At 63.8% G+C, this 25,562-nt stretch carries 23 protein-coding genes; 20 read left to right on the plus strand and 3 right to left on the minus strand.

What is annotated here, in order from left to right; genetic code table 11:
* Positions 1 to 16 precede the first annotated feature (16 nt).
* From EI171_RS22155 to EI171_RS22175, 5 genes are all read left to right on the plus strand, one after another.
* Positions 17 to 418, plus strand: coding sequence for a hypothetical protein (locus EI171_RS22155; RefSeq protein ID WP_011087839.1), 402 nt, complete (start codon positions 17 to 19; stop codon positions 416 to 418).
* 451 nt (positions 419 to 869) lie between these two features.
* Entirely contained in the window at positions 870 to 2,276 is a 1,407-nt protein-coding gene (locus EI171_RS22160) for an OprD family outer membrane porin (protein WP_038966356.1), read from the plus strand.
* An 805-nt stretch (positions 2,277 to 3,081) separates the two neighbouring features.
* Positions 3,082 to 4,680 (plus strand): porin, encoded by a 1,599-nt coding sequence (locus EI171_RS22165; protein ID WP_161534679.1) that lies wholly within the window; start codon positions 3,082 to 3,084, stop codon positions 4,678 to 4,680.
* Positions 4,681 to 4,986: 306 nt separating this feature from the next.
* A complete protein-coding gene (locus EI171_RS22170) occupies positions 4,987 to 5,979 on the plus strand; it encodes a formylglycine-generating enzyme family protein (RefSeq protein WP_161534680.1) in 993 nt (330 codons plus the stop codon).
* A 29-nt stretch (positions 5,980 to 6,008) separates the two neighbouring features.
* A complete protein-coding gene (locus EI171_RS22175; protein ID WP_161537054.1) occupies positions 6,009 to 7,691 on the plus strand; it encodes an arylsulfatase in 1,683 nt (560 codons plus the stop codon).
* A 17-nt stretch (positions 7,692 to 7,708) separates the two neighbouring features.
* On the opposite strand, the gene EI171_RS22180 is transcribed toward EI171_RS22175, so the two are convergent.
* Positions 7,709 to 10,120 (minus strand): lytic transglycosylase domain-containing protein, encoded by a 2,412-nt coding sequence (locus EI171_RS22180; protein ID WP_161537055.1) that lies wholly within the window; start codon positions 10,118 to 10,120, stop codon positions 7,709 to 7,711.
* Positions 10,121 to 10,401: 281 nt separating this feature from the next.
* Between EI171_RS22180 and dapA the strand changes: the two genes are divergently transcribed.
* From dapA to EI171_RS22200, 4 genes are read left to right on the plus strand one after another with little or no spacing between them, the layout of a single operon-like run.
* Positions 10,402 to 11,292: a 4-hydroxy-tetrahydrodipicolinate synthase gene (dapA, locus tag EI171_RS22185; protein WP_028171604.1), complete on the plus strand. Its 891-nt coding sequence runs from the start codon at positions 10,402 to 10,404 to the stop codon at positions 11,290 to 11,292.
* Positions 11,293 to 11,349: 57 nt separating this feature from the next.
* Complete coding sequence (gene mscL / locus EI171_RS22190; RefSeq protein ID WP_027547170.1) at positions 11,350 to 11,766, plus strand: large conductance mechanosensitive channel protein MscL; 417 nt, start codon at positions 11,350 to 11,352, stop codon at positions 11,764 to 11,766.
* 59 nt (positions 11,767 to 11,825) lie between these two features.
* Entirely contained in the window at positions 11,826 to 12,299 is a 474-nt protein-coding gene (smpB, locus tag EI171_RS22195; protein WP_011087830.1) for an SsrA-binding protein SmpB, read from the plus strand.
* A 4-nt stretch (positions 12,300 to 12,303) separates the two neighbouring features.
* Entirely contained in the window at positions 12,304 to 12,885 is a 582-nt protein-coding gene (locus tag EI171_RS22200; RefSeq protein WP_161534681.1) for a peroxiredoxin, read from the plus strand.
* Positions 12,886 to 12,893: 8 nt separating this feature from the next.
* On the opposite strand, the gene EI171_RS22205 is transcribed toward EI171_RS22200, so the two are convergent.
* Both EI171_RS22205 and EI171_RS22210 read right to left on the minus strand, forming a co-directional pair.
* Positions 12,894 to 13,568 (minus strand): uracil-DNA glycosylase, encoded by a 675-nt coding sequence (locus EI171_RS22205; protein WP_161534682.1) that lies wholly within the window; start codon positions 13,566 to 13,568, stop codon positions 12,894 to 12,896.
* A complete protein-coding gene (locus tag EI171_RS22210) occupies positions 13,549 to 14,193 on the minus strand; it encodes an NYN domain-containing protein (protein WP_011087827.1) in 645 nt (214 codons plus the stop codon). Before EI171_RS22210 ends, EI171_RS22205 begins: the two co-directional genes overlap by 20 nt.
* Positions 14,194 to 14,519: 326 nt before the next feature.
* On the opposite strand from EI171_RS22210, the gene rpoZ reads away from it, so the two are divergent.
* From rpoZ to parC, 11 genes are all read left to right on the plus strand, one after another.
* Positions 14,520 to 14,912 carry a DNA-directed RNA polymerase subunit omega gene (rpoZ, locus tag EI171_RS22215; RefSeq protein WP_008133017.1) on the plus strand — a complete coding sequence of 131 codons (393 nt, stop codon included), beginning with the start codon at positions 14,520 to 14,522 and terminating at the stop codon, positions 14,910 to 14,912.
* 209 nt (positions 14,913 to 15,121) lie between these two features.
* Positions 15,122 to 17,410: a bifunctional (p)ppGpp synthetase/guanosine-3',5'-bis(diphosphate) 3'-pyrophosphohydrolase gene (locus tag EI171_RS22220; RefSeq protein ID WP_060912485.1), complete on the plus strand. Its 2,289-nt coding sequence runs from the start codon at positions 15,122 to 15,124 to the stop codon at positions 17,408 to 17,410.
* A gap of 44 nt (positions 17,411 to 17,454) precedes the next feature.
* Positions 17,455 to 18,207 carry a pyridoxine 5'-phosphate synthase gene (locus EI171_RS22225; RefSeq protein WP_011087825.1) on the plus strand — a complete coding sequence of 251 codons (753 nt, stop codon included), beginning with the start codon at positions 17,455 to 17,457 and terminating at the stop codon, positions 18,205 to 18,207.
* Positions 18,204 to 18,623, plus strand: a complete 420-nt coding sequence (gene acpS / locus EI171_RS22230; RefSeq protein WP_161534683.1) for a holo-ACP synthase — start codon at positions 18,204 to 18,206, stop codon at positions 18,621 to 18,623. Before EI171_RS22225 ends, acpS begins: the two co-directional genes overlap by 4 nt.
* Positions 18,624 to 18,872: 249 nt before the next feature.
* Positions 18,873 to 19,637, plus strand: a complete 765-nt coding sequence (gene lepB, locus EI171_RS22235; RefSeq protein WP_011087823.1) for a signal peptidase I — start codon at positions 18,873 to 18,875, stop codon at positions 19,635 to 19,637.
* A complete protein-coding gene (gene rnc, locus EI171_RS22240; protein WP_011087822.1) occupies positions 19,634 to 20,455 on the plus strand; it encodes a ribonuclease III in 822 nt (273 codons plus the stop codon). The genes lepB and rnc overlap by 4 nt, the downstream gene beginning before the upstream one ends.
* A complete protein-coding gene (gene era, locus EI171_RS22245) occupies positions 20,445 to 21,371 on the plus strand; it encodes a GTPase Era (protein ID WP_161534684.1) in 927 nt (308 codons plus the stop codon). The genes rnc and era overlap by 11 nt, the downstream gene beginning before the upstream one ends.
* A 21-nt stretch (positions 21,372 to 21,392) precedes the next feature.
* A complete protein-coding gene (locus EI171_RS22250; protein WP_011087820.1) occupies positions 21,393 to 21,773 on the plus strand; it encodes a hypothetical protein in 381 nt (126 codons plus the stop codon).
* A 137-nt stretch (positions 21,774 to 21,910) separates the two neighbouring features.
* Positions 21,911 to 22,663 carry a DNA repair protein RecO gene (recO, locus tag EI171_RS22255; protein WP_161534685.1) on the plus strand — a complete coding sequence of 251 codons (753 nt, stop codon included), beginning with the start codon at positions 21,911 to 21,913 and terminating at the stop codon, positions 22,661 to 22,663.
* A 100-nt stretch (positions 22,664 to 22,763) separates the two neighbouring features.
* Positions 22,764 to 23,048 carry a hypothetical protein gene (locus EI171_RS22260; protein WP_028171610.1) on the plus strand — a complete coding sequence of 95 codons (285 nt, stop codon included), beginning with the start codon at positions 22,764 to 22,766 and terminating at the stop codon, positions 23,046 to 23,048.
* Positions 23,049 to 23,108: 60 nt separating this feature from the next.
* Entirely contained in the window at positions 23,109 to 25,364 is a 2,256-nt protein-coding gene (gene parC / locus EI171_RS22265) for a DNA topoisomerase IV subunit A (RefSeq protein ID WP_011087818.1), read from the plus strand.
* Positions 25,365 to 25,562: the final 198 nt, after the last annotated feature.

The raw sequence follows: 25,562 nt of genomic DNA on the forward strand, positions 1-25,562 counted from the left end.
CGATGGAGCTCTTTTCATGATCAATATTCGCAACATTCAGGTCCTTACTGTCGCGATCGTGATGGCCTCCAGCCCGGCATCGGCCATAGAACTCACCGGAGCATGGGCGAGCGAAGCCGACATGTGCAGTCAGGTATTCAGCAAGCGAGGCAGTCACGTCGCCTTCACCGAGATGTCGGAGTTGTACGGCTCGGGCTTCATCATCGAGGGCAACAGCATACGAGGAAAGTCGGCCAACTGCACGATCAAGTCCAAAAAGGAAAACGCAGGCAGCGTCGAGATTTCGGCTGCATGCGCAACCTCGATCATGAATCAGGACATGAAATTCGTCCTGAAAGTTATTGACGACAACAATATCAGCCGCTCCTTTCCCGACATTTCCGACATGAGCGTTAAATTTACCAGGTGTGCAATGTAGATCGCGCCAGGTTCATGCGAACCGGCTGATCGTTTGCCGGTGGCAATCCCCTTGTTGCTCGCGTCTTACTGCAGAGCTTGAGCATAGAAGTGGCGAGGGCACGTTGCGCAAGGTTGTCGGGGACATTGCACCAAAGGTCATTTCTCGAGACGAGATAGCTGCGAAGATGTCTTTGGGTCGCGCCGACACGAGAGGTGCGATGCGATCTCAGGGCTCGCACCGAAGTGTGTTCGATATCTGATCCAGCGCCATTGCTGTGCTCGACAGACGATGCCGCGCGACGGTTTGCTGTGCGTGTCGGTCCGCTTGGCGCGGGAGTATTGCGCTACCACAGCCGGCGCCGTTTTGTTGATGCGCAGAGATTAATCCGAGTGTTGATCCAAATCAAAGTGCTGGTGTCGTACGCGCTCAGCGTGTGTTGAATCCGCTCCCGGGGACAGGAGAAGGAAGTATGCACCGCGTGTTTCGGGCGATCTGCAATCGCCTCGTTGCTTCAGCCGGCCTCGTCGCGATTTGGTTCTGCCTTGCGCAGCCGGCAACAGCCCAGGAGCTTCTGCTGCCTGCGTCGCGAGATGAAATCGCCGACCGCGAGCGTCTGTCCTCGTGGACATTGGACAAGTTTCCCGCTCAGCCGTTCATGAAGGAAATCTACTGGGACCGCCGAGCTCAGGAGTTGCCGGCGTTCTTCCGCGATTCACTCGTACAATACGTCGCGCGAACCTATTACATGAACCGCGACAATTTCGACGGAACCAAGTCGCAAGCTTATGCCGCAGGCGGCTGGCTTGCGGTCCGAACCGGCCTGATTGGCGACCTGTTCGGCATTCACGCCGCCTTCTACGGATCGGAGAGGCTTTTTGGTCCTCTCGATCAAGACGGTACGAAGCTGTTGGCGCCGGGCCAGAACAACATCAATACTTTGGGTCAGATCTATGGACGCATCCAACTCGGCGACCAGGAAATCCGTGGCGGACGGCAGTTGGTCGATACGCCATTGATCAATCCTCAAGACAATCGGATGGTACCGAACACGTTCGAGGCCGCGACGCTTGTATCGTTGCCAGACAAGGATCGCTTCTACGACTACGCCCTCGGTTACATCTGGAATATCAAGCCGCGCGATTCAAACGATTTCATTCCGATGTCGAATGCGCTGGCCGGAACCGGCACGGAGGGCACGCCATTTGGGATGTTCAGGCTCCGCCCGATTCCTGGCCTCGTGTTGACGGCTATGGATTACAACGTCCAGAACTTCATCAATTCCGGCTTCGGTCAGGCGGAGTATGACTTCAGGCAGCCAAAGGGGATGCCCAACTTCATCTTGGGCGGCAATGTCATCGCGCAGACGAGCGTAGGCGACAACCTGCTGGCGGGCAGTCCCTTCGAGACCTACCAGGCTTCTGCGAAGGCACAGATGGCGTATGCCGGCTGGACGCTCTTCATCGCGGGGTCTGCGACAGGGAACCAATCCAAGATCTATTCGCCTTTCGGGACCAAACCGAACTATACGGACATGCAGCAAGTGTCCTTTGACAACGCCGGCGAGAAGGCGATCGGCGGCAGCGCCGCTTACGACTTCGCGGCCTTTGGGCTCCCCGGACTGAGCACCGGTGCCTGGTACAGCCAGGGTTGGGGAGCCCTGAATCCGGTGACCAATGTCGCGATTCCCGACCGTCGAGAACTGGATGTATGGCTGCAGTATCGGCCGACCGAGGGGCCGCTGAAAGGCCTGCGACTGAAGACCCAATACTCAAACGTTTGGCAACAGGGGAACGTGCGCCCGACGCAGCAAGAATTCCGCTTGATCGCCGATTACACGGTGCTTTTCAGGCCGGAACCGTCGGTGTCGAAGCACTAGGGCAATCACCTTCTTCCCAACCCGGATCAGGCGTGGTGCCACTGGACAGGCTCGCATTGCCCCGATGCGGAACGATTTAGGCGGAGCTTTGATGACGGGCGCGATCGCTGCCGGGCTCGTCGCACCGGTTTTGCATCGTCAAGGAGGCTGAGTACCCTCCCGCCCGAGCCCGAAAATCGCAAGTCATCGAAAACGCCTAGTGATGCGACTTGGGGCGCGGGGCCACGGTGTGCAGCACCTGACTGCTTCGAGGGCGATCGGTCTAGCCGCAACTCATCTCTATCGAAGAAAATGCCATGCCCTCTTGGTGCCGACGCCTTCCGAATGCGCTCGCGGAGGGGAGGCTGTGTCTTCCCGTTGAGTCTTCTTCTGATTCCACGATTCGAGGGCGCCGAAACCTCGTTCGAGACGAACTCCCTGTAGCGGTGCCTCATGTGGGGAACTTTGAAGGCAAATGGAACCGCTTAAAAAACATCAATGTAAACAATATGTTACAGGGGCGATCCGATCACATCTGCGTGTTATTTGTGCAACACCCGTCGGAAAACGCGCTTCATAGGCCCGTTCCGGAGCGTTCTGTTGTTGTGTGTGCAAGGACGTTCGGTAATTGTGACTGAGCGACGGAGGGGGGCATCCCGAGGTCGTCCCGTTTTAGGTGGTTCGCTTAAGTCCCTCGCGGTCAGCGGGTGTGTCCGAAGGCGCGAAGCGACTAAGCGGTGAGTTAAGGGACAAGGGAACCAACCTTAGGGTGTCTTCACCCAGCGGATCCGGAACCTTCCCTATAGAGCAAACTTGGAGGTTTAACATGAAGTTGGTTAAGAGCCTTTTGCTCGGTTCAGCGGCGGGTCTGATCGCCGTTGGCGGAGCACAGGCAGCCGATCTCCCCGTAAAGGCCAAAGCGGTCGAATACGTGAAGATCTGCTCCCTGTACGGTGCCGGATTCTACTACATCCCGGGCACTGACACCTGCATCAAGCTGGGTGGTTACCTGCGCGCTGAAGTCGCGCTGGGCACCAACTCGGACTTCACCCTGAACCAGAACGTCTCGACCCAGGGCGCCAACGGTGCACGCAACCGTCTGACGAACTACTACACGATGCGCGCTCGTGAAGACCTCAACATCGACACGCGCACCGCGACCGAGTACGGCGTGGTCCGCACCTTCTTCGATGGCGTCTTCTCCTGGACGACCGGCAACTATGTCGGCACCGGCAGCGCCACCGGTGGCACCGCCTACAGCGGTGCGCTCGCCATCAACACTCCCGTCGGTGCAGCTGCTCCGGCTCTCTTCGGCTCCGGCGGCGGTTCGGTGAACGGCACGGACGGTAACACCTCGGCCGGTTCGCTCGGTGTGTACTACGCCTTCATCCAGTTCGCCGGCTTCACCATGGGTAAGGCGGTGTCGCAGTTCGACGCGCCCTGGACCAACTATCCGGGCAACAACTTCGACGGTCTCGTCGGCGGTTCGGGCACGGTCACCGGTGTCAACCAGTTCAGCTACACCGCTGACTTCGGTCAGGGCATCACGGCGGCGTTCTCGGCTGAAGACGCCACCTCGTACTATCAGGCTGGTAACGTCAACCTGACTGGCGCAACTGCGGCTGGCATTTTCGGCGGTGCTGTCGGCGCCAATGCCATCGGCGGCAGCAGGTCGCCGAACCTCGTCGGTATGGTTCGTGTCGACCAGGCCTGGGGTCTGTTCCAGGCGTCGGTCGCTGCGCATGACAACCACGTCGGTTACTACGGCACGTCCGAAGTCACTGGTCACCCCGACGACAAGTGGGGCTGGGCGGTTCAGCTCGCTCTGTCGATCAAGAACATCCCGACCGGTGCGGGTGACGTGATCAACATCTCGGCCGTCTACACCGACGGTGCGACCCGCTACAACTTCCAGAACCTCGCGGGCAGCACGTATGTGATGTACGGCAGCTCGGGCCTCGCCGGCGCCTACGGCAGCGTCGCCGCTGTCACCGCTCCGGACACCGTGTTCGTCACGGGTGGCCAGCAGGAGACGATCAAGACCTGGGGCTTCCGCGGTGCTTACACGCACAACTGGGATCCCTACTGGAACACCGCGATCTACGGTGCCTACGCTCAGGCGCAGTTCGGCTCGGGGGCCAAGACCTTCCTCTGCGGCGCTGGTGGCCTGCTCACCGTCGGGCAGCCTGGTCTTACGGGTTGTAACCCCGACTTCAATATCGGCCAGGTGGGTATCATCACCCGCTGGACGCCGGTCAAGAACCTGACGTTCTCGGCCGACTTGGCCTGGACCAACGTCGACCAGAAGTACGCAGGTACAATTGCGGCGGGGCTGGCCGCTGTTCCCGCCAAGCCGGCTGCGACCTACGAGGTCAAGGACCAGAACTCGCTCGTTCTGCTCCTCCGCGCTCAGCGCAACTGGTGATCTCGGTCTAACGACCTGACAGAGAGCCCCGGCGGGAAACCGCCGGGGCTTTTCTTTTGGTGCATGGCTTTGCGCCCCAGCAATGTCGGCCGAGCCGGCGCGTCGCTTCCGTGACCGGTCGCGTGCACGCCTCAGGTCGCGGCCGCTGCTCAAGCCGGACGACGGCGCATGTCCGGCGCTTGCCACCGATGCTCTCGGCAGCGACTCCCTGCGCTGTCTGCTTATGGCCCTGAAACGGGCCTTTGATCTGGATCAACCCGGAGGAGTGCCACCAGGCCGCTGATGCGATGGCCCCCGGGGGTCGTCATGTATCTGGCTGATACGAAATCGTTGTCTGGCTCCGGACAATCGTTCGAAGATCCAGCAGGTGAGGGGATGCTTTATGTGCCGGGCGGCACGTTTCGCATGGGCTCGGATCGGCATTATCCGGAGGAAGCGCCGGCCCATCTCGTTACCGTTGACGGATTCTGGATGGATCGCACGCCGGTCACCAACCGCCAATTCCGCAAATTCGTGAACGCGACCGGCTACGTCACTTTCGCCGAAATTACACCTGATGCGAAGGACTATCCGGGTGCTCTGCCGCACATGCTCAAGGCCGGGTCACTGGTCTTCACGCCGCCTAAGCGAGCTGTAGACTTGCACAACTGGGGGCAATGGTGGACGTTCAAATTCGGCGCCGACTGGCGCCGTCCCTATGGTCCGCGCAGCAACATCAGCGGGCTCGACGACCACCCGGTCGTCCACGTCGCCTACCGCGACGTCGAAGCCTATGCCAAATGGGCCGGCAAGGAATTGCCGACCGAGGCCGAATGGGAATTCGCCGCACGCGGCGGATTGGACGGCGCGGAATTCGCCTGGGGTGACGAGCAATTCCCCCGCGGCAGGCATATGGCAAACACCTGGCAGGGCAATTTCCCGCACCAGAATCTCGCGGCTGATGGCTTCGAACGTACTTCGCCCGTCACCGCATTCCCGGCCAACGGTTACGGCCTGCACGACATGATCGGTAATGTCTGGGAATGGACGGCCGATTGGTATTCGCAGAAGCACGAAGCCGACGCCCTGAAAGTCTGCTGCATCCCGCAAAATCCTCGCGGCGGGCCCGAGGGCGCGAGCTACGATTCTTGTCAGCCGAACCTCAGGATTCCACGCAAGGTGCTTAAAGGCGGCTCGCATCTTTGCGCTCCCAGCTACTGCCGCCGCTATCGTCCGGCCGCGCGTCGTGCCGAGCCGATCGACACCTCAGCAAGCCATGTCGGCTTCAGGTGCATCGCCAGGAAGAGGATCACGTCATGAGTAACGATCGGATTCCGGAAAAGCCTGAGATGAGCACGGGACCAATCGGCGGAGGATTGAAACGCCGCGATCTCTTGTTGAGTGGTAGTTCTCTCGTCGCCGCTTCGGCGCTCTCGGCCGTCGGATTGACGAGCCCTGCGCAAGCGCAGCAACCAGCTACGGCGCCGGCGCCCGCTACGCCCGGGCAACGGCCGAACATCGTCGTCATCATGGGTGACGATATCGGCATCTGGAATATCGGGGCCTACCACCGCGGGATGATGGCCGGGCGGACGCCAAACCTCGACAAGATCGCCGCCGAAGGCATGCTGTTCACCGATTACTACGCCGAGGCGAGTTGCACGGCGGGCCGCGCCAACTTCATCACCGGCGAGCTGCCGATCCGCACCGGCATGACCACAGTCGGCCAGGCCGGCGCTCCCACCGGCTTGCCGGCGGAGGCCGTGACCATTGCCGCGGCGCTGAAAGGTATGGGCTACGCCACCGGCCAGTTCGGCAAGAACCACCTTGGCGACAAAAACGAGTTTCTGCCGACGGTGCATGGCTTCGACGAGTTCTTCGGCTACCTGTATCACCTCGACGCGATGGAAGATCCGGCCCACCCCGCTTATCCGCAGGAGCTGTTGAACACAGTCGGTCCGCGCAACATGGTTCACTCGTGGGCGACCAACGTGGACGACGCCACCGTGGATCCGCGCTGGGGCAAGGTCGGCAAGCAGAGGATCGAGGACGCCGGAACGCTCTATCCCAAGCGGATGGAAACCGTGGACGATGAAATCCGCGACTTCGCGCTCAATTTCATCGACAGGGCCAGGGCCGACAACAAGCCATTCTTCCTGTGGCTCAATCCGACCCGCATGCACATCGTTACGCACCTGTCGCCGAAGTACCAGGCGATGCGCAACTCCAAGAATGGTTGGTCCATCCATGAAGCCGGCATGGCGCAGCTCGACGACGACATTGGCATCGTGATGCAGAAGCTGAAGGATATGGGCGTCGATGACAACACCATCGTGGTATTCACGACCGACAACGGCACCGAGGTCTTCACCTGGCCCGATGGCGGACAGACGCCATTCGCGCAGAGCAAAGGCACGATCATGGAGGGCGGCTTCCGCGCGCCGGCGATGGTCCGCTGGCCGGGCAAGGTGCCGGCCGGCAAGGTCGAGAACGGCATCATGTCCGGACTGGACTGGTTCCCGACCTTCCTGGCCGCTGCCGGCAACCCCAACATCGTCGACGAGCTCAAAAAGGGTAAGCAGATCGGTGACCGCACCTACAAGTGCCATCTGGACGGCTACAACCAGCTGGACATGATCACTGGCAAGGGGCCGTCAAATCGGCACGAAATCTTTTATTTCGGCGAAAGCGAGCTGGGGGCCGTGCGCATCGACGACTACAAATATCGTTTTATCGACCAGCCCGGAGGCTGGCTGGGTGATAAAAGCAAGGTTGACGTGCCCTATTTGACCAACCTTCGCCTCGATCCTTTCGAGCGCACGGGCTGGCCCGATAGCGGGACCAAATACGGGGCGCAACAATACTTCGACTGGTTCAAATACGAATTCTGGCGCTTCGTGTTTGTTCAGCAGCAGGTGGAAAAGCTGGCGATGACGGCGATCGAGTTTCCGCCGATGCAGAGGGGTGCAAGCTTCAATCTAGACGCTGTGAAGGCCAAGATCGAAGCGGCGCGAGCGGCAATCGCCAAGTAGCGCAGCTTAAGGCGCCGCTATTCCACGCTGCCGGCGCCGCGGCGCAGGTCGGCCTCGATCTGCAACCGCGTGCCGCCGCCGAACCGGGCGCGGTAGACCTGAAGGTTCTCCATGATCCGCTGCACGTAATTGCGCGTCTCGGAGAACGGAATGAGCTCGACCCAGTCGACCGCATCGACCTTGGGATCGCGCGGATCGCCGTAGCGGTCGACCCACTTCTTCACGCTGCCGCGGCCGGCATTGTAGGCGGCAAACGTCATGATGTAGGAGCCGCGATAATCCTCGAGCAGCCCACCGAGCTCGGCCGAGCCGAGCGTAGCGTTGTAGGCCGAATCGTTCTTCAGCCGCCCCAGATCGTAGGTCGCGCCATGCCGCTTGCAGACATAGCGCGCGGCATCCGGCGTCACCTGCATCAGCCCGTAGGCCTGTGCCGGCGAGACCACCGAGGGATTGAACGCGCTCTCCTGCCGGGCGATGGCGTAGACGATGCTGCGCTCGACCTCGGGGCCGATCGGCGTGAATTGCGGAATGCCGTTGACGGGATAGGCGTAAAAATCGAACGGAAGGCCGCGGTTGAGCGCGGCCTTGCCGACCAGCAGCATGCCGCGCGCATCGCTGTAGCGCTGGGTCAGCTCGCCAAGGCCGGTCAGGGCTTCGGGATCTCCGTTCTCGCCCATGTCGGCGAGCATGGGCACGGCCATCTCGCGCTCGTCGAGCTCGTAGAGCAGTTGCGCCGCGCGCACGATCTCCAGCCGTTCAGCGCCGCGCCCGCGCGGCTGGCTGTTGAGCTCGATCTGCGGCAGGCCGAGTTTTGCGCGTGCGAGCTGGCCGTAATAGCTCGTGGATTGTTCGGCAGCCCGCGCATAGGCGTTGCGCGCCTCCTGCTGGCGGCCCGCCGCTTCCGCCGCGCGGCCCTGCCAATAGCCGGCGCGCGCCAGCGTGGTCGGATTGACGCTGCCGACGCCGATGCGGGCAAAATGCTGGGTGGCGGTCGCGGGATCGTTGAGAAAGCGCAGCGCGATCCAGCCTGCCGTGAACTCCTGCTCGGTCTTGTAGATGTCGCGCGAGGGCAGCGCCGCGTCGCGCGCGATCAGATAGGCGCTGCGGAACTCCTCGGTGTCGATCATCTTGCGCGCGAGCAGGCGCCGCTCGATCCACCATTCGTCGAGATTGTAGAGCCGGTTCGGATCCTTCGGCGCCGACAGCATGAGCTGGGCGGCCTCGGCAAACTTCTCCTCGCGGCGCAGCAGCTGGATCTTGCTGAAGAGGAAACCGGGGTCATTGTGCAGCTCGCGCGGCACCGCCTCGAGCAATGCGCGCGCGTTCGGCGCCTTCTTGACCGAGGCGATGCGGGCCTTGGCCAGCGCGACATAGCCGGCGCCGAGGCGTTTTGCGGCGCGCAGTGCGGCCTCGTTTTCGCTGCCGTAGAGCAGGGTGTCCATCCGCGCCTTCTGATCGCCCGGCGTCAGCAGGGCGCCGAACTGGTCGAGCGCGTTGTTCTCGGTGTCCTCCGACATCGGATCGCTGCGCCAGGCCTCGCGCACCAGCCGCTCGGCATTGGCGCGGTCGCCGCGCGCCAGCATCGCCTTGGCGAGCGTGAAGCGGCCCTTCGCGGACACCGGGGATTCGTTCTCGAACCACGACCACGCAACTGAATCGTCGCGCCTGTCGTCCCACATCGCAGCCTCGAGGCGGCGGCGCAGGAAGGTCTGCGACGGCCAGCTCGGATTGGCGGAGAGGAAGGCGCGATAGCGCTCGACGGTCGCGCCATTGTCCTCGCTGCGCAGGATGATCCATTCCGCGAGCTTTCGCGCGACGGGATCCGAGATCGTGGCGGCGGCGTTGGTGGCGTCGCCCGCCTTGCGCTTGCGCACGAGTTCGATGACGCTCTCCAGCGTGTCCTTGTCGGCTTGCGACGTCGCCGAGGTCGCAGCGATCGCGGCCGGCGTCACCGGCCTGCGAGGTGCCGCGTGCTGGCGGGTCGCGGGCGCCAGCACAGGAGCTGCGATCGGTTTGGCGGCCGGAGCGGCGGCGGGTCTGACGGTGGCCGTCGCGGCCGGCGCGGGTGCCGCTTTGGGGGGAGAGCCGGTGGCGGTCGGCTGCGATTTTGGCGCGGTCGCCGCTGCCGCAGGCTTGGGCTTGTTCTTGGCGGGGTCCTTGGCGGGTTCCTTGCCAGCGTCCTTGCCGGCATTCTGGGCTGGTTTCTTCGCGGCATCTTTGGCCGGGGCGCCAGCCGCCCCCTTGCTCGCGCCCTTCGCTGTGTCCTTGCCGGTTCCCTTGGTGGTGTCCTTAGCTGTTTCCTTGACCGATCCTTTGCCGGATCCCTTCGCGGCGTCCTTGGCGGCTGGCTTCGCAGTGTCCTTGGCCCCTTCCGCGGGTGTCTCATTGGACTTGGCCCAGGCGGCGCAGCCGACCGACAGCCCTGCCATCAGGCACACGACCAGACCGGTGGATCGCCATGTGGCACGAGGAAATGAGGTCACGGCGTTTCGTCGCCCCGAATCAGTCAAGTGGCTCAAGATCTAGCTGAATTTGATTGAATATGCGGACAAAATACCAACAGCCGCTTACCTCGGGCGGGTTTGCACCATCACCGCGGCAAAATCGCGGCCTAAACGGTGCGTCGCACGGGAGCGGCCCTTTTACCGGCGGGATAGACCCGATATGAATGGGGCTTGCTCTCAAAACTCGCCGCGTACGGAGGAAGTCCATGGCAGCCAAGACGAAATTCCGGGGGTCGTTCACCGCCTTGGTCACGCCGTTCAAGAACGGCTCGCTCGACGAGGCAGCGTTCCGCTCCCTGGTCAACTGGCAGATTTCCGAGGGCACCAACGGACTGGTCCCGGTCGGCACGACAGGCGAGAGCCCGACGCTCAGCCATGACGAGCACAAGAAGGTCGTCGAGTGGTGCATCGAGGAGGCCAAGGGCCGCGTGCCCGTGGTTGCCGGTGCCGGCTCCAACTCGACCAAGGAGGCGATCGAGCTGGCCCAGCACGCCGAGAAGGCGGGCGCGGACGCCGTGCTGGTGGTGACGCCTTACTACAACAAGCCGACCCAGGAAGGGATGTACCAGCACTTCAAGGCGATCAACGATGCGATCGGGATTCCGATCATCATCTACAACATCCCGCCGCGCTCGGTGATCGACATGTCGGTCGACACCATGAAGCGGCTGTGGGAGCTGAAGAACATCGCCGGCGTCAAGGACGCCACCGCCAGCATGGTCCGCGTGTCGCAGCAGCGCGCGGCGATGGGCGAGGACTTCAACCAGCTGTCGGGCGAGGATGCGACCATCCTCGGCTACATGGCCCATGGCGGCCATGGCTGCATCTCGGTGACCTCGAACGTCGCGCCGCGCCTGTGCTCGGAGTTCCACACCGCCTGGCAGAAGGGCGATCACGCCACCGCGCTGAAGCTGCACGACAAGCTGATGCCGCTGCACAACAACCTCTTCATCGAGAGCAATCCAGCGCCGATCAAGTACGCGATGTCGCTGCTCGGCAAGCTTGACGAGACGCTGCGGCTGCCGATGGTGCCGGTGACCGAGCCGACGCGCGTTGCCGTGCGCAGCGCCATGGTTCACGCTGGCCTGATCAACTGACGCGGCAGCCTTTCCGGGGAGCCTTTCATGAGCGGGGTCGATGAAAAGGGCAGGCGGATGCTCAAGGAGTTCCGCGAATTCGCCATGAAGGGCAACGTCGTCGATCTCGCGGTCGGCGTCATCATCGGCGCGGCCTTCGGCGCCATCGTCACTTCGCTGGTCGGCGACGTGATCATGCCGTTGATCGGCGCCGTCACCGGCGGCCTCGACTTCTCGAACTACTTCACCCCCTTGTCGAAGGCGGTCACCGCCACCAACTTAGCGGATGCTAAAAAGCAAGGCGCGGTCTTGGCTTGGGGCAGCTTCCTCACGCTGACGATCAACTTCATCATCATTGCCTTCGTGCTGTTCCTGGTGATCCGCGCCATCAACACCCTGAAGCGCAAGGAAGAGGCGGCACCGGCCGCTCCGCCGAAGCCGTCGGCCGAGGTCGAGCTGCTGACCGAGATCCGCGATCTCCTCAAGAAGTCTTGACGCGTACGCTTCGTCCAAACTGTTAGCGTTCGCGCGTATCTCACTCAGGTTTGTCTGCCATGGCTGATAAGAACGAACGACCGATCAAGGTCATGGCGGAAAATCGCAAGGCCCGCTTCAACTATGCGATCGAGGATACGATCGAGGCGGGCATTGCGCTGACCGGCACCGAGGTCAAGTCGATCCGCAACGGCAAGAGCACGATCGCGGAATCCTACGCCGATTCGAAGAACGGCGAGATCTGGCTGATCAACGCCACCATTCCCGAATACCTCCAGGGCAACCGCTTCAACCACGAGCCCAAACGGCCGCGAAAGCTGCTGCTCCATCGCCGGCAGATCAACAAGCTGATCGGCGCGGTGGACCGCGAGGGCATGACGCTGATCCCGCTCAAGCTCTACTTCAACGAGCGCGGCCGCGCCAAGCTGCAGCTGGCGGTTGCAAAGGGCAAGAAGCTGCACGACAAGCGCGAGACCGAGAAGAAGCGCGACTGGAGCCGGGAGAAGGGGCGCCTGCTGCGGGCGAGGGGATAGCGGGATGAATCAGAAGAACCTGCTCGAGGTCGACTGGAGCCAGATTCCGGCGCCGGCCGATGATGGCGGCGCCGCGCATCTGCCGGGCATGACGCTGCCCGCGATCGGCCTGCTCGCGACCGACGACACATCAGTGATGCTGTCGGCGCTCCCCGGCCGAACCGTGGTGTTCGCCTATCCCCGCACCGGCGAGCCCGGCAAGATCTCGCTGGTCGACGATTGGGACATGATCCCGGGCGCGCGCGGCTGCACGCCGCAGACCTGCGCGTTTCGCGATCTGTTTGCCGAGCTGAAGGCCGCCGGCGCTGCCCACGTGTTCGGCCTCTCGACCCAGAGCAACGAATACCAGACCGAGATGGCCTCGCGCCTGCATCTGCCGTTTCCGGTGTTGTCGGACGAGAAGCTGGCGCTGACGCGCGCCCTCAAACTGCCGACCATGGAGGTCGCAGGTCTGACGCTGATCAAGCGCCTCGCGCTGATCATCGACGACGCCAGGATCACGCATGTGTTCTATCCGGTGTTTCCGCCCGACCGGAATGCCGGCGATGTCCTGGACTGGCTGAAGGCCAATCCCGTCAAAGGCTAGTCCAAGGGCTAATCGAGGTCGGCCTTCACCTTCGCGAACACGGACCGGAACATGTCCGGCGTCAGCACGCCGGTGTTCGTGTTGTAACGCGAGCAGTGATAGCTGTCGTAGAGCCTGAACGCGCCGGCCTGGTGCACCGCGCCGTGGCCGAAAGGGGCTTGCGAGCCCTTCAGATTCAGCGGCTTGAGCACGGTGTCGTGCGCAATCCGCCCGAGCGCGACGATCGCGCGCAGGTTCGGCATCGTCGCCAGATTCGCCGCGAGAAACTGGCGACAGGTGTTGATCTCGGCGGGCAGCGGCTTGTTCTGCGGCGGAACACAATGCACCGCATTGGCGATGCGGCAGTCGACCAGCTTCAGCCCGTCATCGGGCCGCGCCTGATAGGCGCCCTTGGCAAAGCCGTATTCCAGCAGCGTGGCGTAGAGCAGGTCGCCGGCATAGTCGCCGGTGAAGGGACGGCCGGTGCGGTTGGCGCCCTGCATGCCCGGCGCGAGGCCAACGATCAGCAGGCGCGCCTTGATGTCCCCGAAGGGCGCGACCGGGGCGTTGTGCCACAACGGCTCGCGCGCGCGGTTCGCCTCGCGAAAGGCGACCAGGCGCGGACAGAGCGGACAGTCACGGTCGGGGACGAGGGTGGGGGGCTGGCGGCCTGACCGGGCCGCCTCACTCCTCAAAGTCGTCATCGCCCCTCGGGGCCATCGTGGTCGCGCGCTGGAGGAATTGCGGGGCGTGGTGGCGGGCCTCGCGCTCGCCACGATCGCGCGGGGCGGGGCGTTCGGACGGGTCGCGGCCGAGCTTGGATTGCAGCTCGACGAGGTCGGTGAAGACGTCGGCCTGGCGGCGCAGCTCGTCGGCGATCATCGGCGGCTGGCTGGCGATGGTCGAGACCACCGTGACCCGCACGCCGCGGCGCTGGACGGCCTCGACCAGGGAGCGGAAGTCGCCGTCACCGGAGAACAGCACCATCTGGTCGATGTGCTCGGCGAGCTCCATCGCGTCCACGGCGAGCTCGATGTCCATGTTGCCCTTGACCTTGCGGCGGCCGGAGGCGTCGATGAACTCCTTGGTCGCCTTGGTGACGACGGTGTAGCCGTTGTAGTCCAGCCAGTCGATCAGCGGGCGGATCGAGGAGTACTCCTGATCCTCGATGATGGCGGTGTAGTAGAAAGCCCGCAACAGCGTCCCGCGGCTCTGAAACTCCTTCAGCAGGCGCTTGTAGTCGATGTCGAAGCCCAGTGTTTTCGCCGTCGCGTAGAGATTGGCCCCGTCGATGAAGAGCGCGATCTTGTTGGTAGGAGAAGGTGACATTCAGTTTGCTCGCGAAGTGCTCGTGATTGATCGTTTATTGTTGGCGCGGCAGCACGCCGCGCAGTTCTAGAGTGCCGCCGAAACCCGTCGAAACCGCAAATCCGGAGAAGTCGGGGCAATCAAGGTATAGTTATGGCGAACTCTCAAACACCCGGGGCCGCCCTCGGTGGCAGCCCTGGAAATCGCCCATCCCAGCCCCAATGTGGGGGTAGCAGAGCCATTTGGCGAGGCCAAATCACAAATTGGCCTTGCGAAATTGTCTTGGCCCCTATAACTAGCCCCAATCATCCACATATTTCGTCCCACCCACAACGGAGCGACAGTCCATGGCTCGCGTCACCGTAGAAGATTGCATCGACAAGGTCGATAACCGGTTTGACCTGGTCCTGCTGGCCGCCCACCGTGCCCGCATGATTTCGTCGGGTTCACAACTAACGGTTGACCGCGATAACGACAAGAACCCTGTTGTGTCTTTGCGTGAAATTGCCGACACGACCATCTCGCCGGAGGACCTCCGCGAGGAGCTGGTGCACTCGCTCCAGAAGTTCGTCGAGGTCGACGAGCCCGAGCCGGATACGGTGCCGCTGATCGGTTCCGCCGGCGCCAGCGTCGATGCGGACGATACCGAAGTTGCCGTTGAGCGCATGACCGAAGAGGAGCTCCTGAAGGGCCTCGAAGGCCTCGCGCCGCCGGAAGAGCAGCCCGAGGAAGACGAGTAGATCGTCCCGTCGCAATCGCCGAATTCTTGTGATCTTATCAAAGGCCCGAACCTGCGTTCGGGCCTTTGCTTTTGTTGGCGTTTTCGTGGTTACCATAGTGTTGCCGGTTCGCGCCGCGCACCTGTCACCGAATTGATCGGACGCGCGCGGGATCGGAGCTAAGATGTATACAACGGGCCGCCTTGAGGTCCGTTTGAAGGCAGGACGGCATGGTGTATCGACGCCGCAGATCAACGCAGATGCAGGCCGCAACCGAATCGGTTGCCGTGGCCCCGACTGCGCCGGTGGCGCGCCCGGCCAAGCCGCGTGCGCGCATGATGCGTCAATATGACCTCGTCGAGCGCGTCAGGTCCTACAATCCCAACACCAACGAAGATCTGCTGAACCGCGCCTATGTCTACGCCATGAAGGCGCACGGCTCGCAGACGCGGGCCTCGGGCGATCCGTATTTCTCGCATCCGCTCGAAGTGGCGGCGATTCTCACCGACCTGAAGCTCGACGACGCCACCATCGTGGCCGCGCTGCTGCACGACACGATCGAGGACACCGAAGCGACGCGGGCCGAGATCGACCAGATATTCGGACCCGAGATCGGCGCGCTGGTCGAGGGCCTGACCAAGCTGAAGCGGCTGGAGTTGGTGTCGCGCGAGGCCAAGCAGGCCGAGAACCTGCGCAAATTGTTGCTGGCGATTGCCGACGATGTTCGCGTTCTCCTGGTGAAGCTCGCCGACCGCCTGCACAACATGCGCACGCTGGAATTCGTGCCGCCGGAATCGCGCAGGCGCATTGCCGAGGAGACGCTCGACATCTACGCGCCGCTCGCGGGCCGCATGGGCATGCAGGAAATGCGCGAGGAGCTGGAGGACCTGTCCTTCCGCACGCTCGACCCCGAGGCCTATTCGGTGGTGATGCAGCGGCTCGACGCGCTCGCCGAGCGCAACCGCAATCTGATCGGCGAGATCGAGGCCCAGCTCTCCAACAATCTGCGCCACCGCGGCCTTGGCGCGCGGGTTTATGGCCGCCGCAAGAAGCCGTTCTCGATCTGGACCAAGATGGAGCGCAAATCGGTCGGCTTCGAGCAATTGTCCGACATCTTCGGCTTCCGCGTCGTCGTGAACGACATCGAGGCCTGCTACCGCGCGCTCGGGATCGTCCACACCACCTGGCCGGTCGTGCCGGGGCGTTTCAAGGACTACATCTCGACGCCGAAGCAGAACGACTACCGCTCGATCCACACCACCGTGATCGGTCCGGGCAACCAGCGCGCCGAGCTCCAGATCCGCACCGAGGCGATGGACCAGATCGCCGAGCGCGGTATCGCCGCGCACGTGTTCTACAAGGAAGGCGCGGGCTCGCCGACCGAATTCCTCAAGCGCGAATCCAACGCGTTCGCCTGGCTGCGGCACACCGTCGGAATCCTCTCGGAGAGTGCCAACCCCGAGGAATTCCTCGAGCACACCAAGCTCGAGCTGTTCCACGACCAGGTGTTCTGCTTCACCCCGAAGGGCAAGCTGATCGCGCTGCCGCGCCACGCCAACGTCATCGACTTTGCCTATGCGGTGCATACCGACGTCGGCAACAGCGCGGTGGGCTGCAAGATCAACGGCAAGTTTTCGCCGCTGTCCTCGGAGCTCCAGAACGGCGACGAGGTCGAGGTGCTGACCTCGGAGGCGCAATCGGCGCCGCCGTCCGCCTGGGAGACGCTCGCGGTCACCGGCAAGGCGCGCGCCGCGATCCGCCGCGCCACGCGCACCGCGGTGCGCGACCAATATGTCGGTCTCGGCCGGCGCATCGTCGAGCGCCTGTTCGAGCGCGCCAAGATCGAATACGCCGACGACAAGCTCAAGGGTGCGCTGCCGCGGCTTGCGCGCACCTCGATCGAGGACGTCATGGCGGCTGTGGGGCGCGGCGAGATCAAGGCCTCGCACGTCGCGCGCGCGATGTATCCCGACTACAAGGAGGAGCGCGTCGCCCGCTACGGCATCAAGAAGGGGCTCGCCGCCAAGCTCAAGGAGAAGGTGGCCTCCGAGCCGCCGCGAACCCCGGTCGCGATCCCGATCCGCGGCATCAATTCCGACCTGCCGGTGAAGTTCGCGCCGAACGGCGGCGCGGTACCCGGCGACCGCATCGTCGGCATCGTCACGCCGGGCGAGGGCATCACCATCTACCCGATCCAGGCGCCGGCGCTGAAGGATTTCGAGGAGGAGCCCGAGCGCTGGCTCGACGTGCGCTGGGACATCGAGGACACCGCGCCGCAGCGCTTCCCGGCCCGCATCAGGGTCGAGAACGTCAACGAGCCCGGCGCGCTCGCGCAGATCGCGACCGTGATCGCCGAGCACGACGGCAACATCGACAACATCAGCATGCAGCGCCGCTCTCCGGACTTCACGGAGACGACGATCGATCTCGAAGTCTACGACCTGAAGCACCTGAGCGCGATCCTGGCCCAGTTGCGCGCGAAGGCGGTCGTCGCCCGCGTCGAACGTGTTAATGGATAGGCGTCTTTCGTATTCGCCTGTCCTTCGAATTTGTGAGCCTTGCAATGCCCGCTTCTCCGCTCCGCCTCGGCGTCAATGTCGACCATGTCGCGACCCTGCGTAACGCGCGCGGCGGCCGCAATCCCGATCCGGTGCGCGCCGCGCTGCTGGCGATCGAGGCCGGCGCCGACGGCATCACCGCGCATCTGCGCGAGGATCGCCGCCACATCCGCGACGAGGACATGGCGCGGCTGAAGGCCGAGATCTCCAAGCCGCTCAATTTCGAGATGGCGGCGACCGACGACATGATGCGCATCTCGCTCGCCACCAGGCCGCACGCGGTGTGCCTCGTGCCGGAGCGCCGGCAGGAGGTGACGACCGAGGGCGGACTGGATGTCGTCGGCCAGCACAATGCGCTCGCGCCCTACATCGCCCGGCTGAACGATGCCGGAATCCGCGTCTCGCTGTTCATCGCCGCGGACCCCGCGCAGATCGAGATGGCGGCGCGGCTGCGCGCGCCCGTGATCGAGATCCACACCGGCGCCTGGTGCGATGCCGTCGTCGACGGCCACACCGAGAAGGCCGACGCAGAGTGGAAGCGGATCGTGGCGGGTGCGAAGCTGGCGAAGGACGCGGGGCTGGAGGTTCACGCCGGCCACGGGCTCGACTATGCGACGGCGGAGACGATCGCAGCTCTGCCCGACATCATGGAGCTCAATATCGGCTACTACATGATCGGCGAGGCGCTGTTCGTCGGTCTCGCCGAGACGGTGCGCAGCATGCGCGCGGCGATGGACCGCGGCCGGAGCCGGGCATGATCATCGGCATCGGCTCCGACCTGATCGACATCACCCGCGTCGGCAAGGTGATCGAGCGCCATGGCGAACGCTTTCTCGACCGCATCTTCACCGCGGCCGAGCGGGCCAAGGCGGAGCGGCGCGCCAAGAACGAGAAGATGGTGGTGGCGACCTACGCCAAGCGCTTTGCCGCCAAAGAGGCCTGCTCGAAGGCGCTCGGCACCGGGATCAGGCGCGGCGTCTGGTGGCGCGACATGGGGGTGGTCAACCTGCCGGGCGGACGGCCGACCATGCAGCTGACCGGCGGCGCTCTGGCCCGGCTCCAGGCCCTGACGCCTGATGGCTTCGAGGCGCAGATCGACCTGTCGATCACCGACGACTGGCCGCTCGCACAGGCCTTCGTCATCATTTCGGCCGTTCCGCTGGCCAAGCCCTGACCGTTCCCCAAGTCATTTTATAATTCTTGTTAAGAATCAATATCTTATGCAGTTTTGATGCGATCCTTGATTGCGTGGCCTCCGACAACCGTCTAAAAGTCCGCGGACGCAAATCAGGCTGGGCGAATTCGGCTTTACGCCGGAATTGGCCCTCATTATCAGAATCAGGACAATCTCCTTGGGCCGCGAAGCGATGGCTGTTCGCGGGAGGAGGGCGCTCTGTGACCGCCGGCCGGAATTGAGAGAGCAATGAGCGTGACTTCGGGAACGAAAACTGAAAGCGGCGTCGGCGAAACGATCCGGGTCGTGATCCACGCTCTCCTGATCGCGCTCGTGATCCGCACCTTTCTGTTCCAGCCCTTCAACATCCCGTCCGGCTCGATGAAGGCGACGCTGCTGGTCGGCGACTATCTGTTCGTCTCGAAATATTCCTACGGCTATAGCCACTACTCGATCCCGTTCTCGCCGCCGCTGTTCTCGGGGCGGCTCTGGGGCTCGGACCCGAACCGCGGCGACATCGTCGTGTTTCGCCTGCCGAAGGACGATTCCACCGACTACATCAAGCGCGTGATCGGGCTTCCCGGCGACCGCGTCCAGATGAAGGACGGGCTGCTCTACATCAACGACACCCCGGTCGAGCGGCAGCGCATGAGCGAATATGTCGGCGAGGATCCGTGCGGCTCCGAAGGCGGCGGCATCTCCCGGGTGAAGCGCTGGAAGGAAACGCTGCCGAACGGCGTGTCCTATGAGACGCTGGACTGCGCCGACAACGGCTACATGGACACCACCAACGTCTACACCGTGCCGGCCGGCCATTTCTTCATGATGGGCGACAATCGCGACAATTCCACCGACAGCCGCTTCCTCGGCCAGGTCGGCTATGTGCCGCAGGAGAATTTGATCGGCCGAGCCCAGATGATCTTCTTCTCCATCGCCGAAGGCGAGCATGCCTGGATGTTCTGGCGCTGGCCGTGGGCGGTGCGCTGGAATCGCTTCTTCAAAATCGTCCGATGAAAGACGAAGCCAAGGACATCACGACCCAGCCGACCGAAGCGCAAGCCGCTCCTGACGGCGAAGCTGTGACCAAGACGCCTGCCAAGAAGAAGCGGGCGCGGAGCAGCAAGGCCAAGGGCACGGATGCGAACGCGGCGCTTGAGGCGCGCATCGGCCACAGCTTCGCCGACCCGAACCTGCTGATGCAGGGGATCACGCATGTCTCGGCGCTGAAATCCGGGCGCAAGCGCGGCGACAGCTATCAGCGGCTGGAATTCCTCGGCGACCACGTGCTTGGGCTCGTCGTGTCCGACATGCTCTACCACGCCTTCCCGAACGCCGACGAAGGCGAGCTGTCCAAGCGCCTTGCCGAACTCGTGCGCAAGGAGAGCTGTGCCGACGTCGCCAAGTCGCTCGGGCTGCTCGACGACATCAAGCTCGGCTCGGTCGGCCCCAGCGCCGACGCCCGCCTGCGCAAGAGCGTGCTCGGCGACATCTGCGAAGCCGTGATCGGCGCCATCTTCCTCGACGGCGGCCATGCCGCGGCGGCCGAATTCGTCAAGCGCAACTGGACCGAGCGCATGCACAAGCCGCGGCGTCCGTTGCGCGATCCCAAGACCGTGCTCCAGGAATGGGCGCAGGGGAAGGGCCTGCCGACGCCTGTTTACCGCGAGGTCGAGCGCACCGGCCCGCATCACGATCCGCAGTTCCGCGTCGCGGTGGACCTGCCGGGACTGGCGCCGGCGGAAGGTATCGGCGGCAGCAAGCGCGCGGCAGAGAAGGTGGCGGCCTCGGTGATGATCGAACGTGAAGGTGTTGGCGGCGGCAATGACGGTTGAAGCAAGCGGCGAGGCGCTCGCCGCGACGCGCTGCGGCTTCGTTGCGCTCATTGGCGCACCGAATGTCGGCAAGTCCACGCTGGTCAACGCGCTGGTCGGCGCCAAGGTCACGATCGTCTCGCGCAAGGTGCAGACCACGCGCGCGCTGATCCGCGGCATCGTCATCGAGAACAACGCGCAGATCATCCTGGTCGACACGCCCGGCATCTTCTCGCCGAAGCGCAGGCTCGACCGCGCCATGGTCTCGACCGCCTGGAGCGGGGCGCATGACGCCGATCTCGTCTGCGTGCTGCTGGACGCCAAGACCGGCATCGACGAGGAGGCCGAGGCGATCCTCGCCAAGGCGGCAAACGTCAATCACGACAAGATCCTGGTGATCAACAAGGTCGACCTGGTCCAGCGCGAGAAGCTGCTGGCGCTGGCGCAGGCGGCCAACGAGCGCATGCCGTTCGCCAAGACCTTCATGATCGCGGCAATCTCCGGCGACGGCGTCGACGACCTCCGCTCGACGCTTGCCGAGATGGTGCCGCCGGGGCCGTTCCTCTATCCCGAGGACCAGATGTCGGACGCGCCGATGCGGCACTTGGCGGCCGAGATCACGCGCGAGAAGATCTATCGCAAGCTGCACCAGGAATTGCCCTACCAGTCCACGGTCGAGACCGACAAGTGGGAGGAGCGCAAGGACAAGTCGGTGCGCATCGAGCAGACGATCTTCGTCGAGCGCGAAAGCCAGCGCAAGATCGTGCTCGGCAAGGGCGGCGCCACCATCAAGTCGATCGGCGCGGACTCGCGCAAGGAGATTAGTGAGATCCTCGGCGTGCCGGTGCACCTGTTCCTGTTCGTCAAGGTGCGCGAGAACTGGGGCGACGATCCCGATCGCTATCGCGAGATGGGCCTGGAATTTCCCAAAGAATAAGCAAGAACAGATCGGTATCCGATGAGCGTGCCCACGAACGTCCGGCGCTTCGAAGCGCTGCTCTATGCGTCGTTGATGCTGGATGCGCTGTCGGTTGCGGTGCAGGACCGCACGCCCAATGCCGAGATGACCGAGCAGATGATCATGACGGCGACCCTGCTCGCCGGCGGCATGATCCTGCTGCTGGTCTATTTCGTCTGGCTGGCTGCGCATTGGCGCAAGAACTGGCCGCGCTGGGTGCTGGCCGCAGCCCTGGTGCTGTCGGTGATCTCGCTCGGCCAGATCATCGGCGAGAAGGGCATGGAGCTCGACAGCGCCATCGAGATCGTCTCCTGCGTGCTGACCACGATGGGCCTGTATTTCTCCTTCAGCGGCGACGCGCAGGGCTGGTTCAACGCGTGAGGTTTTGCGCGGTGCCGTAGGGTGGGTAAAGGTGCGCCCTTGCGCGCCGTGCCCACCACGATCGCGGTGGATCAAAATTGGTGGGCGCGCTTCGCTTTGGCCACCCGACGGTCGCTCAAAATGCTAGACTTCCTTCAATGGAATGGACCGACGAAGGCATCGTGCTGGGGGTGCGGCGGCATGGCGAGAGCAGCGCCATCGTCGAACTGCTGACGCGCGCGCACGGCCGCCATCTCGGTCTCGTGCGCGGCGGTGCCGGCTCGCGGATGCGGCCCTTGCTGCAACCGGGCAACAGCGTCAGCGCGGTGTGGCGGGCGCGGCTCGACGAGCATCTCGGCACCTACGCGGTCGAGGGCCTGAAGCTGCGTGCGGCCACGCTGCTGGCCTCGTCCCATGGCGTCTACGGCGTCACCCATCTCGCCTCGATCGCGCGGCTCCTTCCCGAGCGCGATCCGCACGAGGAGATATTCGGGCTGCTCGAACATTCGCTCGACGATTTCGACGACATCGGCAGCGCGGCCGTACACGTGATCCATTTCGAGCTGGCGATGCTCGCCGAGCTCGGCTTCGGGCTCGCGCTGGACAACTGCGCGGTGACCGGGGAGACCGCGGACCTGATCTACGTTTCGCCGAAATCCGGCGGCGCGGTGTCGCGCGGCGCGGGCGAGCCATGGCGCGACCGGCTGCTGCGCCTGCCGCCGTTCCTGCGCCACGGCGAAACCGCGACCGAGCTCACCGACCAGGATCTCCAGGACGGTTTTCGGCTGACCGGATTGTTCCTGCTGCGCCACGTGCTGGAGCCGCGCGGGCAGGTCCATTCCGACGCGCGGGCCGGCTTCATCAATGCCTTGACGAGGCAGCAGGCGAGGGCGGCGATCCCGGCGCCATGACGTCAGCGCGCCTCTGTATTGTCTGATCAGATGGCATGTCCCGGAACCAAATCGGGTTTCCTGGATTGGCCCGTGGGGTTCCAACCCGGGGATAAACCTGATGCTGATCAAGGGACTTATTGTGTCGGCAGCGCTGATTGCGCTGGCGCCGGACGCCCTCGCAGGCGAGCAAACAGGACTGGTTCGCCGTGCCTCCTGCACGGTCGTCAGGTTCTATGTAGCCAAATATTCGGCAGCAGCCGCAGAGGCATGGGCCCGGTCCAAGGGCGCGACGGAAGCAGAGATCGAGACTGCCCGGCGCTGCCTGACCAACGCGCCGACCACGACACAGGCCCAAAATCGCCAGGCCACCCAGACTGTGACCGCCGGCTGGGCGGGGCAGTAACCGCCCACAGGGAACCAATCCATCCTTGCCCGATTCGCTTCCACGGTTTAACCGGGCGGCATGGGAAAACGATTGATTCCGCCGGAACCGGCCGAAATCCATGAGGTGCCGCTGCGTGAGGCGCTGGAAGAGCGCTATCTCGCCTATGCGCTCTCCACCATCATGCACCGTGCGCTGCCGGACGCACGCGACGGCCTGAAGCCGGTGCACCGGCGCATCCTCTACGGCATGCGCCTGCTCAGGCTCGACCCCGGCACGGCCTTCAAGAAATCCGCCAAGATCGTCGGCGACGTGATGGGCTCGTTCCATCCGCATGGCGACCAGGCGATCTACGACGCCATGGTGCGGCTCGCGCAGGATTTCTCCTCGCGCTACCCGCTGGTCGACGGCCAGGGCAATTTCGGCAATATCGACGGCGATAACCCCGCCGCCTACCGCTACACCGAAGCGCGCATGACCGATGTCGCGCGGCTTCTGCTCGAGGGCATCGACGAGGACGGCGTTGAATTCCGTCCCAATTACGACGGCCAGTCGAAGGAGCCGATCGTCCTGCCCGGCGGCTTCCCGAACCTGCTCGCCAACGGCGCGCAGGGCATCGCGGTCGGCATGGCGACCTCGATCCCGCCGCACAATGCCGCCGAGCTCTGCGACGCGGCGCTGCATCTGATCGAGAAGCCCGACGCGAAATCCAAGGCGCTGCTGAAGTGGGTGAAGGGCCCGGACTTTCCGACCGGCGGCATCTGCGTCGATTCCAAGCAGGCGATCGCGGAGGCCTACACGACCGGCCGCGGCTCGTTCCGCGTCCGCGCCAGGTGGGAGCAGGAAGAGGGCGCGCGCGGTACCTGGGTCGTCGTCGTCACCGAGATCCCCTTTCTGGTGCAGAAGTCGCGCCTGATCGAGAAGATCGCCGAGCTTCAGGATCAGAAGAAGCTGCCGCTGGTCGGCGATGTCAGGGACGAGTCGGCCGAAGACGTCCGCATCGTGATCGAGCCGAAGTCGAAGAACGTCGATCCGGCGCTGATGATGGAATCGCTGTTCCGGCTGACCGAGCTCGAAAACAAGATTCCGCTGAACCTCAACGTGCTGATCAAGGGCCGCATCCCCAAGGTCGTGGGGCTCGCGGAGTGCCTGCGCGAATGGCTCGACCATCTGCGCGACGTCCTGATCCGGCGCAGCAACTACCGCAAGGCGCAGATCGAGCATCGGCTGGAAGTTCTCGGCGGCTTCCTGATCGCCTATCTGAACATCGACAAGGTGATCAAGATCATCCGCACCGAGGATGAGCCGAAGCCGGCGCTGATGAAGGCGTTCAAGCTCACCGAGGTGCAGGCCGAAGCCATCCTCAACATGCGGCTCCGCTCGTTGCGCAAGCTCGAGGAAATGGAGATCCGCACCGAGGACAAGAACCTGCGCAACGAGCTCAAGGGCATCAATGCGGTGCTCGCCTCGGAAGCCGAGCAGTGGAAGAAGGTCGGCGAGCAGGTCGGCAAGGTCCGCGACATGTTCGGACCGAAGACGCCGCTCGGCAAGCGCCGCACAACCTTTGCCGATGCGCCCGAGCACGATCTCGCCGCGATCGAGGAGGCCTTCGTCGAGCGCGAGCCGGTGACGGTCGTCGTGTCCGACAAGGGCTGGATCCGCACCATGAAGGGGCATGTCGAGGATCTCTCGGGCCTTGCCTTCAAGCAGGACGACAGGCTCGGCTTCGCGTTCTTTGCGGAGACGACCTCGAAGCTGCTGCTGTTCGCCACCAACGGCAAGTTCTACTCGCTCGATGTCGCGAAACTTCCGGGCGGCCGCGGTCACGGCGAGCCGATCCGCCTGTTCATCGACCTCGAGCAGGAGGCGGCGCCCGTCGCGCTGTTCGTCAACAAGGGTGGACGCAAATTCCTGGTCGCGAGCCACGAGGGCCAGGGCTTTGTCGTCAACGAGGACGATTGCGTCGGCACCACCAAGAAGGGCAAGCAGGTCCTCAACGTCGACATGCCGAACGAGGCACGCACGGTCACCGAGGTGGTCGGCGACACCGTCGCGGTCATCGGCGAGAACCGCAAGATGCTGGTGTTCCCGCTCGACCAGATCCCGGAGATGGCCCGCGGCCGCGGCGTCCGCTTGCAGAAATACAAGGACGGCGGTCTCTCCGACGTCGTCGTGTTCGACGCCAAGGCCGGCCTGACCTGGAAGGACTCCGCGGGCCGCGAATTCTCCGCGACCATGAAGGAGCTCGCGGAGTGGCAGGGCACCCGCGCCGACGCCGGCCGCCTGCCGCCGAAGGGTTTCCCGAAGTCGAACAAGTTCGGCCGGGGGATCGAGTAGGGGCTGCGACTGCCTGCCACAACACCGTGTCATGCCCCGCGAAGGCGGGGCATCCAGTACGCCGCAGCCTCTCGGCCGAACCACAATCGTCTCTGGAATACTGGATCGCCCGCCTTCGCGGGCGATGACACCGACGGTGTAGCCCGCAAACGCTTGGCAGATAGCCGTGAGCGCATACGTGCCTCCGTTGATCGGGCA

It is taken from the genome of Bradyrhizobium sp. LCT2, from assembly GCF_009931255.1.
Taxonomy (GTDB): Bacteria; Pseudomonadota; Alphaproteobacteria; order Rhizobiales; family Xanthobacteraceae; genus Bradyrhizobium; species Bradyrhizobium diazoefficiens.

Excerpts from the sequence above, each read along its gene's own strand:
- EI171_RS22155 (WP_011087839.1), top strand. The coding sequence starts at position 17 with ATGATCAATATTCGCAACATTCAGGTCCTTACTGTCGCGATCGTGATG.
- EI171_RS22160 (WP_038966356.1), top strand. The coding sequence starts at position 870 with ATGCACCGCGTGTTTCGGGCGATCTGCAATCGCCTCGTTGCTTCAGCC.
- EI171_RS22165 (WP_161534679.1), top strand. The coding sequence starts at position 3,082 with ATGAAGTTGGTTAAGAGCCTTTTGCTCGGTTCAGCGGCGGGTCTGATC.
- EI171_RS22170 (WP_161534680.1), top strand. The coding sequence starts at position 4,987 with ATGTATCTGGCTGATACGAAATCGTTGTCTGGCTCCGGACAATCGTTC.
- EI171_RS22175 (WP_161537054.1), top strand. The coding sequence starts at position 6,009 with ATGAGCACGGGACCAATCGGCGGAGGATTGAAACGCCGCGATCTCTTG.
- EI171_RS22180 (WP_161537055.1), bottom strand. The coding sequence starts at position 10,120 with ATGGCAGGGCTGTCGGTCGGCTGCGCCGCCTGGGCCAAGTCCAATGAG.
- dapA (WP_028171604.1), top strand. The coding sequence starts at position 10,402 with ATGGCAGCCAAGACGAAATTCCGGGGGTCGTTCACCGCCTTGGTCACG.
- mscL (WP_027547170.1), top strand. The coding sequence starts at position 11,350 with ATGCTCAAGGAGTTCCGCGAATTCGCCATGAAGGGCAACGTCGTCGAT.
- smpB (WP_011087830.1), top strand. The coding sequence starts at position 11,826 with ATGGCTGATAAGAACGAACGACCGATCAAGGTCATGGCGGAAAATCGC.
- EI171_RS22200 (WP_161534681.1), top strand. The coding sequence starts at position 12,304 with ATGAATCAGAAGAACCTGCTCGAGGTCGACTGGAGCCAGATTCCGGCG.
- EI171_RS22205 (WP_161534682.1), bottom strand. The coding sequence starts at position 13,568 with ATGACGACTTTGAGGAGTGAGGCGGCCCGGTCAGGCCGCCAGCCCCCC.
- EI171_RS22210 (WP_011087827.1), bottom strand. The coding sequence starts at position 14,193 with ATGTCACCTTCTCCTACCAACAAGATCGCGCTCTTCATCGACGGGGCC.
- rpoZ (WP_008133017.1), top strand. The coding sequence starts at position 14,520 with ATGGCTCGCGTCACCGTAGAAGATTGCATCGACAAGGTCGATAACCGG.
- EI171_RS22220 (WP_060912485.1), top strand. The coding sequence starts at position 15,122 with ATGGTGTATCGACGCCGCAGATCAACGCAGATGCAGGCCGCAACCGAA.
- EI171_RS22225 (WP_011087825.1), top strand. The coding sequence starts at position 17,455 with ATGCCCGCTTCTCCGCTCCGCCTCGGCGTCAATGTCGACCATGTCGCG.
- acpS (WP_161534683.1), top strand. The coding sequence starts at position 18,204 with ATGATCATCGGCATCGGCTCCGACCTGATCGACATCACCCGCGTCGGC.
- lepB (WP_011087823.1), top strand. The coding sequence starts at position 18,873 with ATGAGCGTGACTTCGGGAACGAAAACTGAAAGCGGCGTCGGCGAAACG.
- rnc (WP_011087822.1), top strand. The coding sequence starts at position 19,634 with ATGAAAGACGAAGCCAAGGACATCACGACCCAGCCGACCGAAGCGCAA.
- era (WP_161534684.1), top strand. The coding sequence starts at position 20,445 with ATGACGGTTGAAGCAAGCGGCGAGGCGCTCGCCGCGACGCGCTGCGGC.
- EI171_RS22250 (WP_011087820.1), top strand. The coding sequence starts at position 21,393 with ATGAGCGTGCCCACGAACGTCCGGCGCTTCGAAGCGCTGCTCTATGCG.
- recO (WP_161534685.1), top strand. The coding sequence starts at position 21,911 with ATGGAATGGACCGACGAAGGCATCGTGCTGGGGGTGCGGCGGCATGGC.
- EI171_RS22260 (WP_028171610.1), top strand. The coding sequence starts at position 22,764 with ATGCTGATCAAGGGACTTATTGTGTCGGCAGCGCTGATTGCGCTGGCG.
- parC (WP_011087818.1), top strand. The coding sequence starts at position 23,109 with ATGGGAAAACGATTGATTCCGCCGGAACCGGCCGAAATCCATGAGGTG.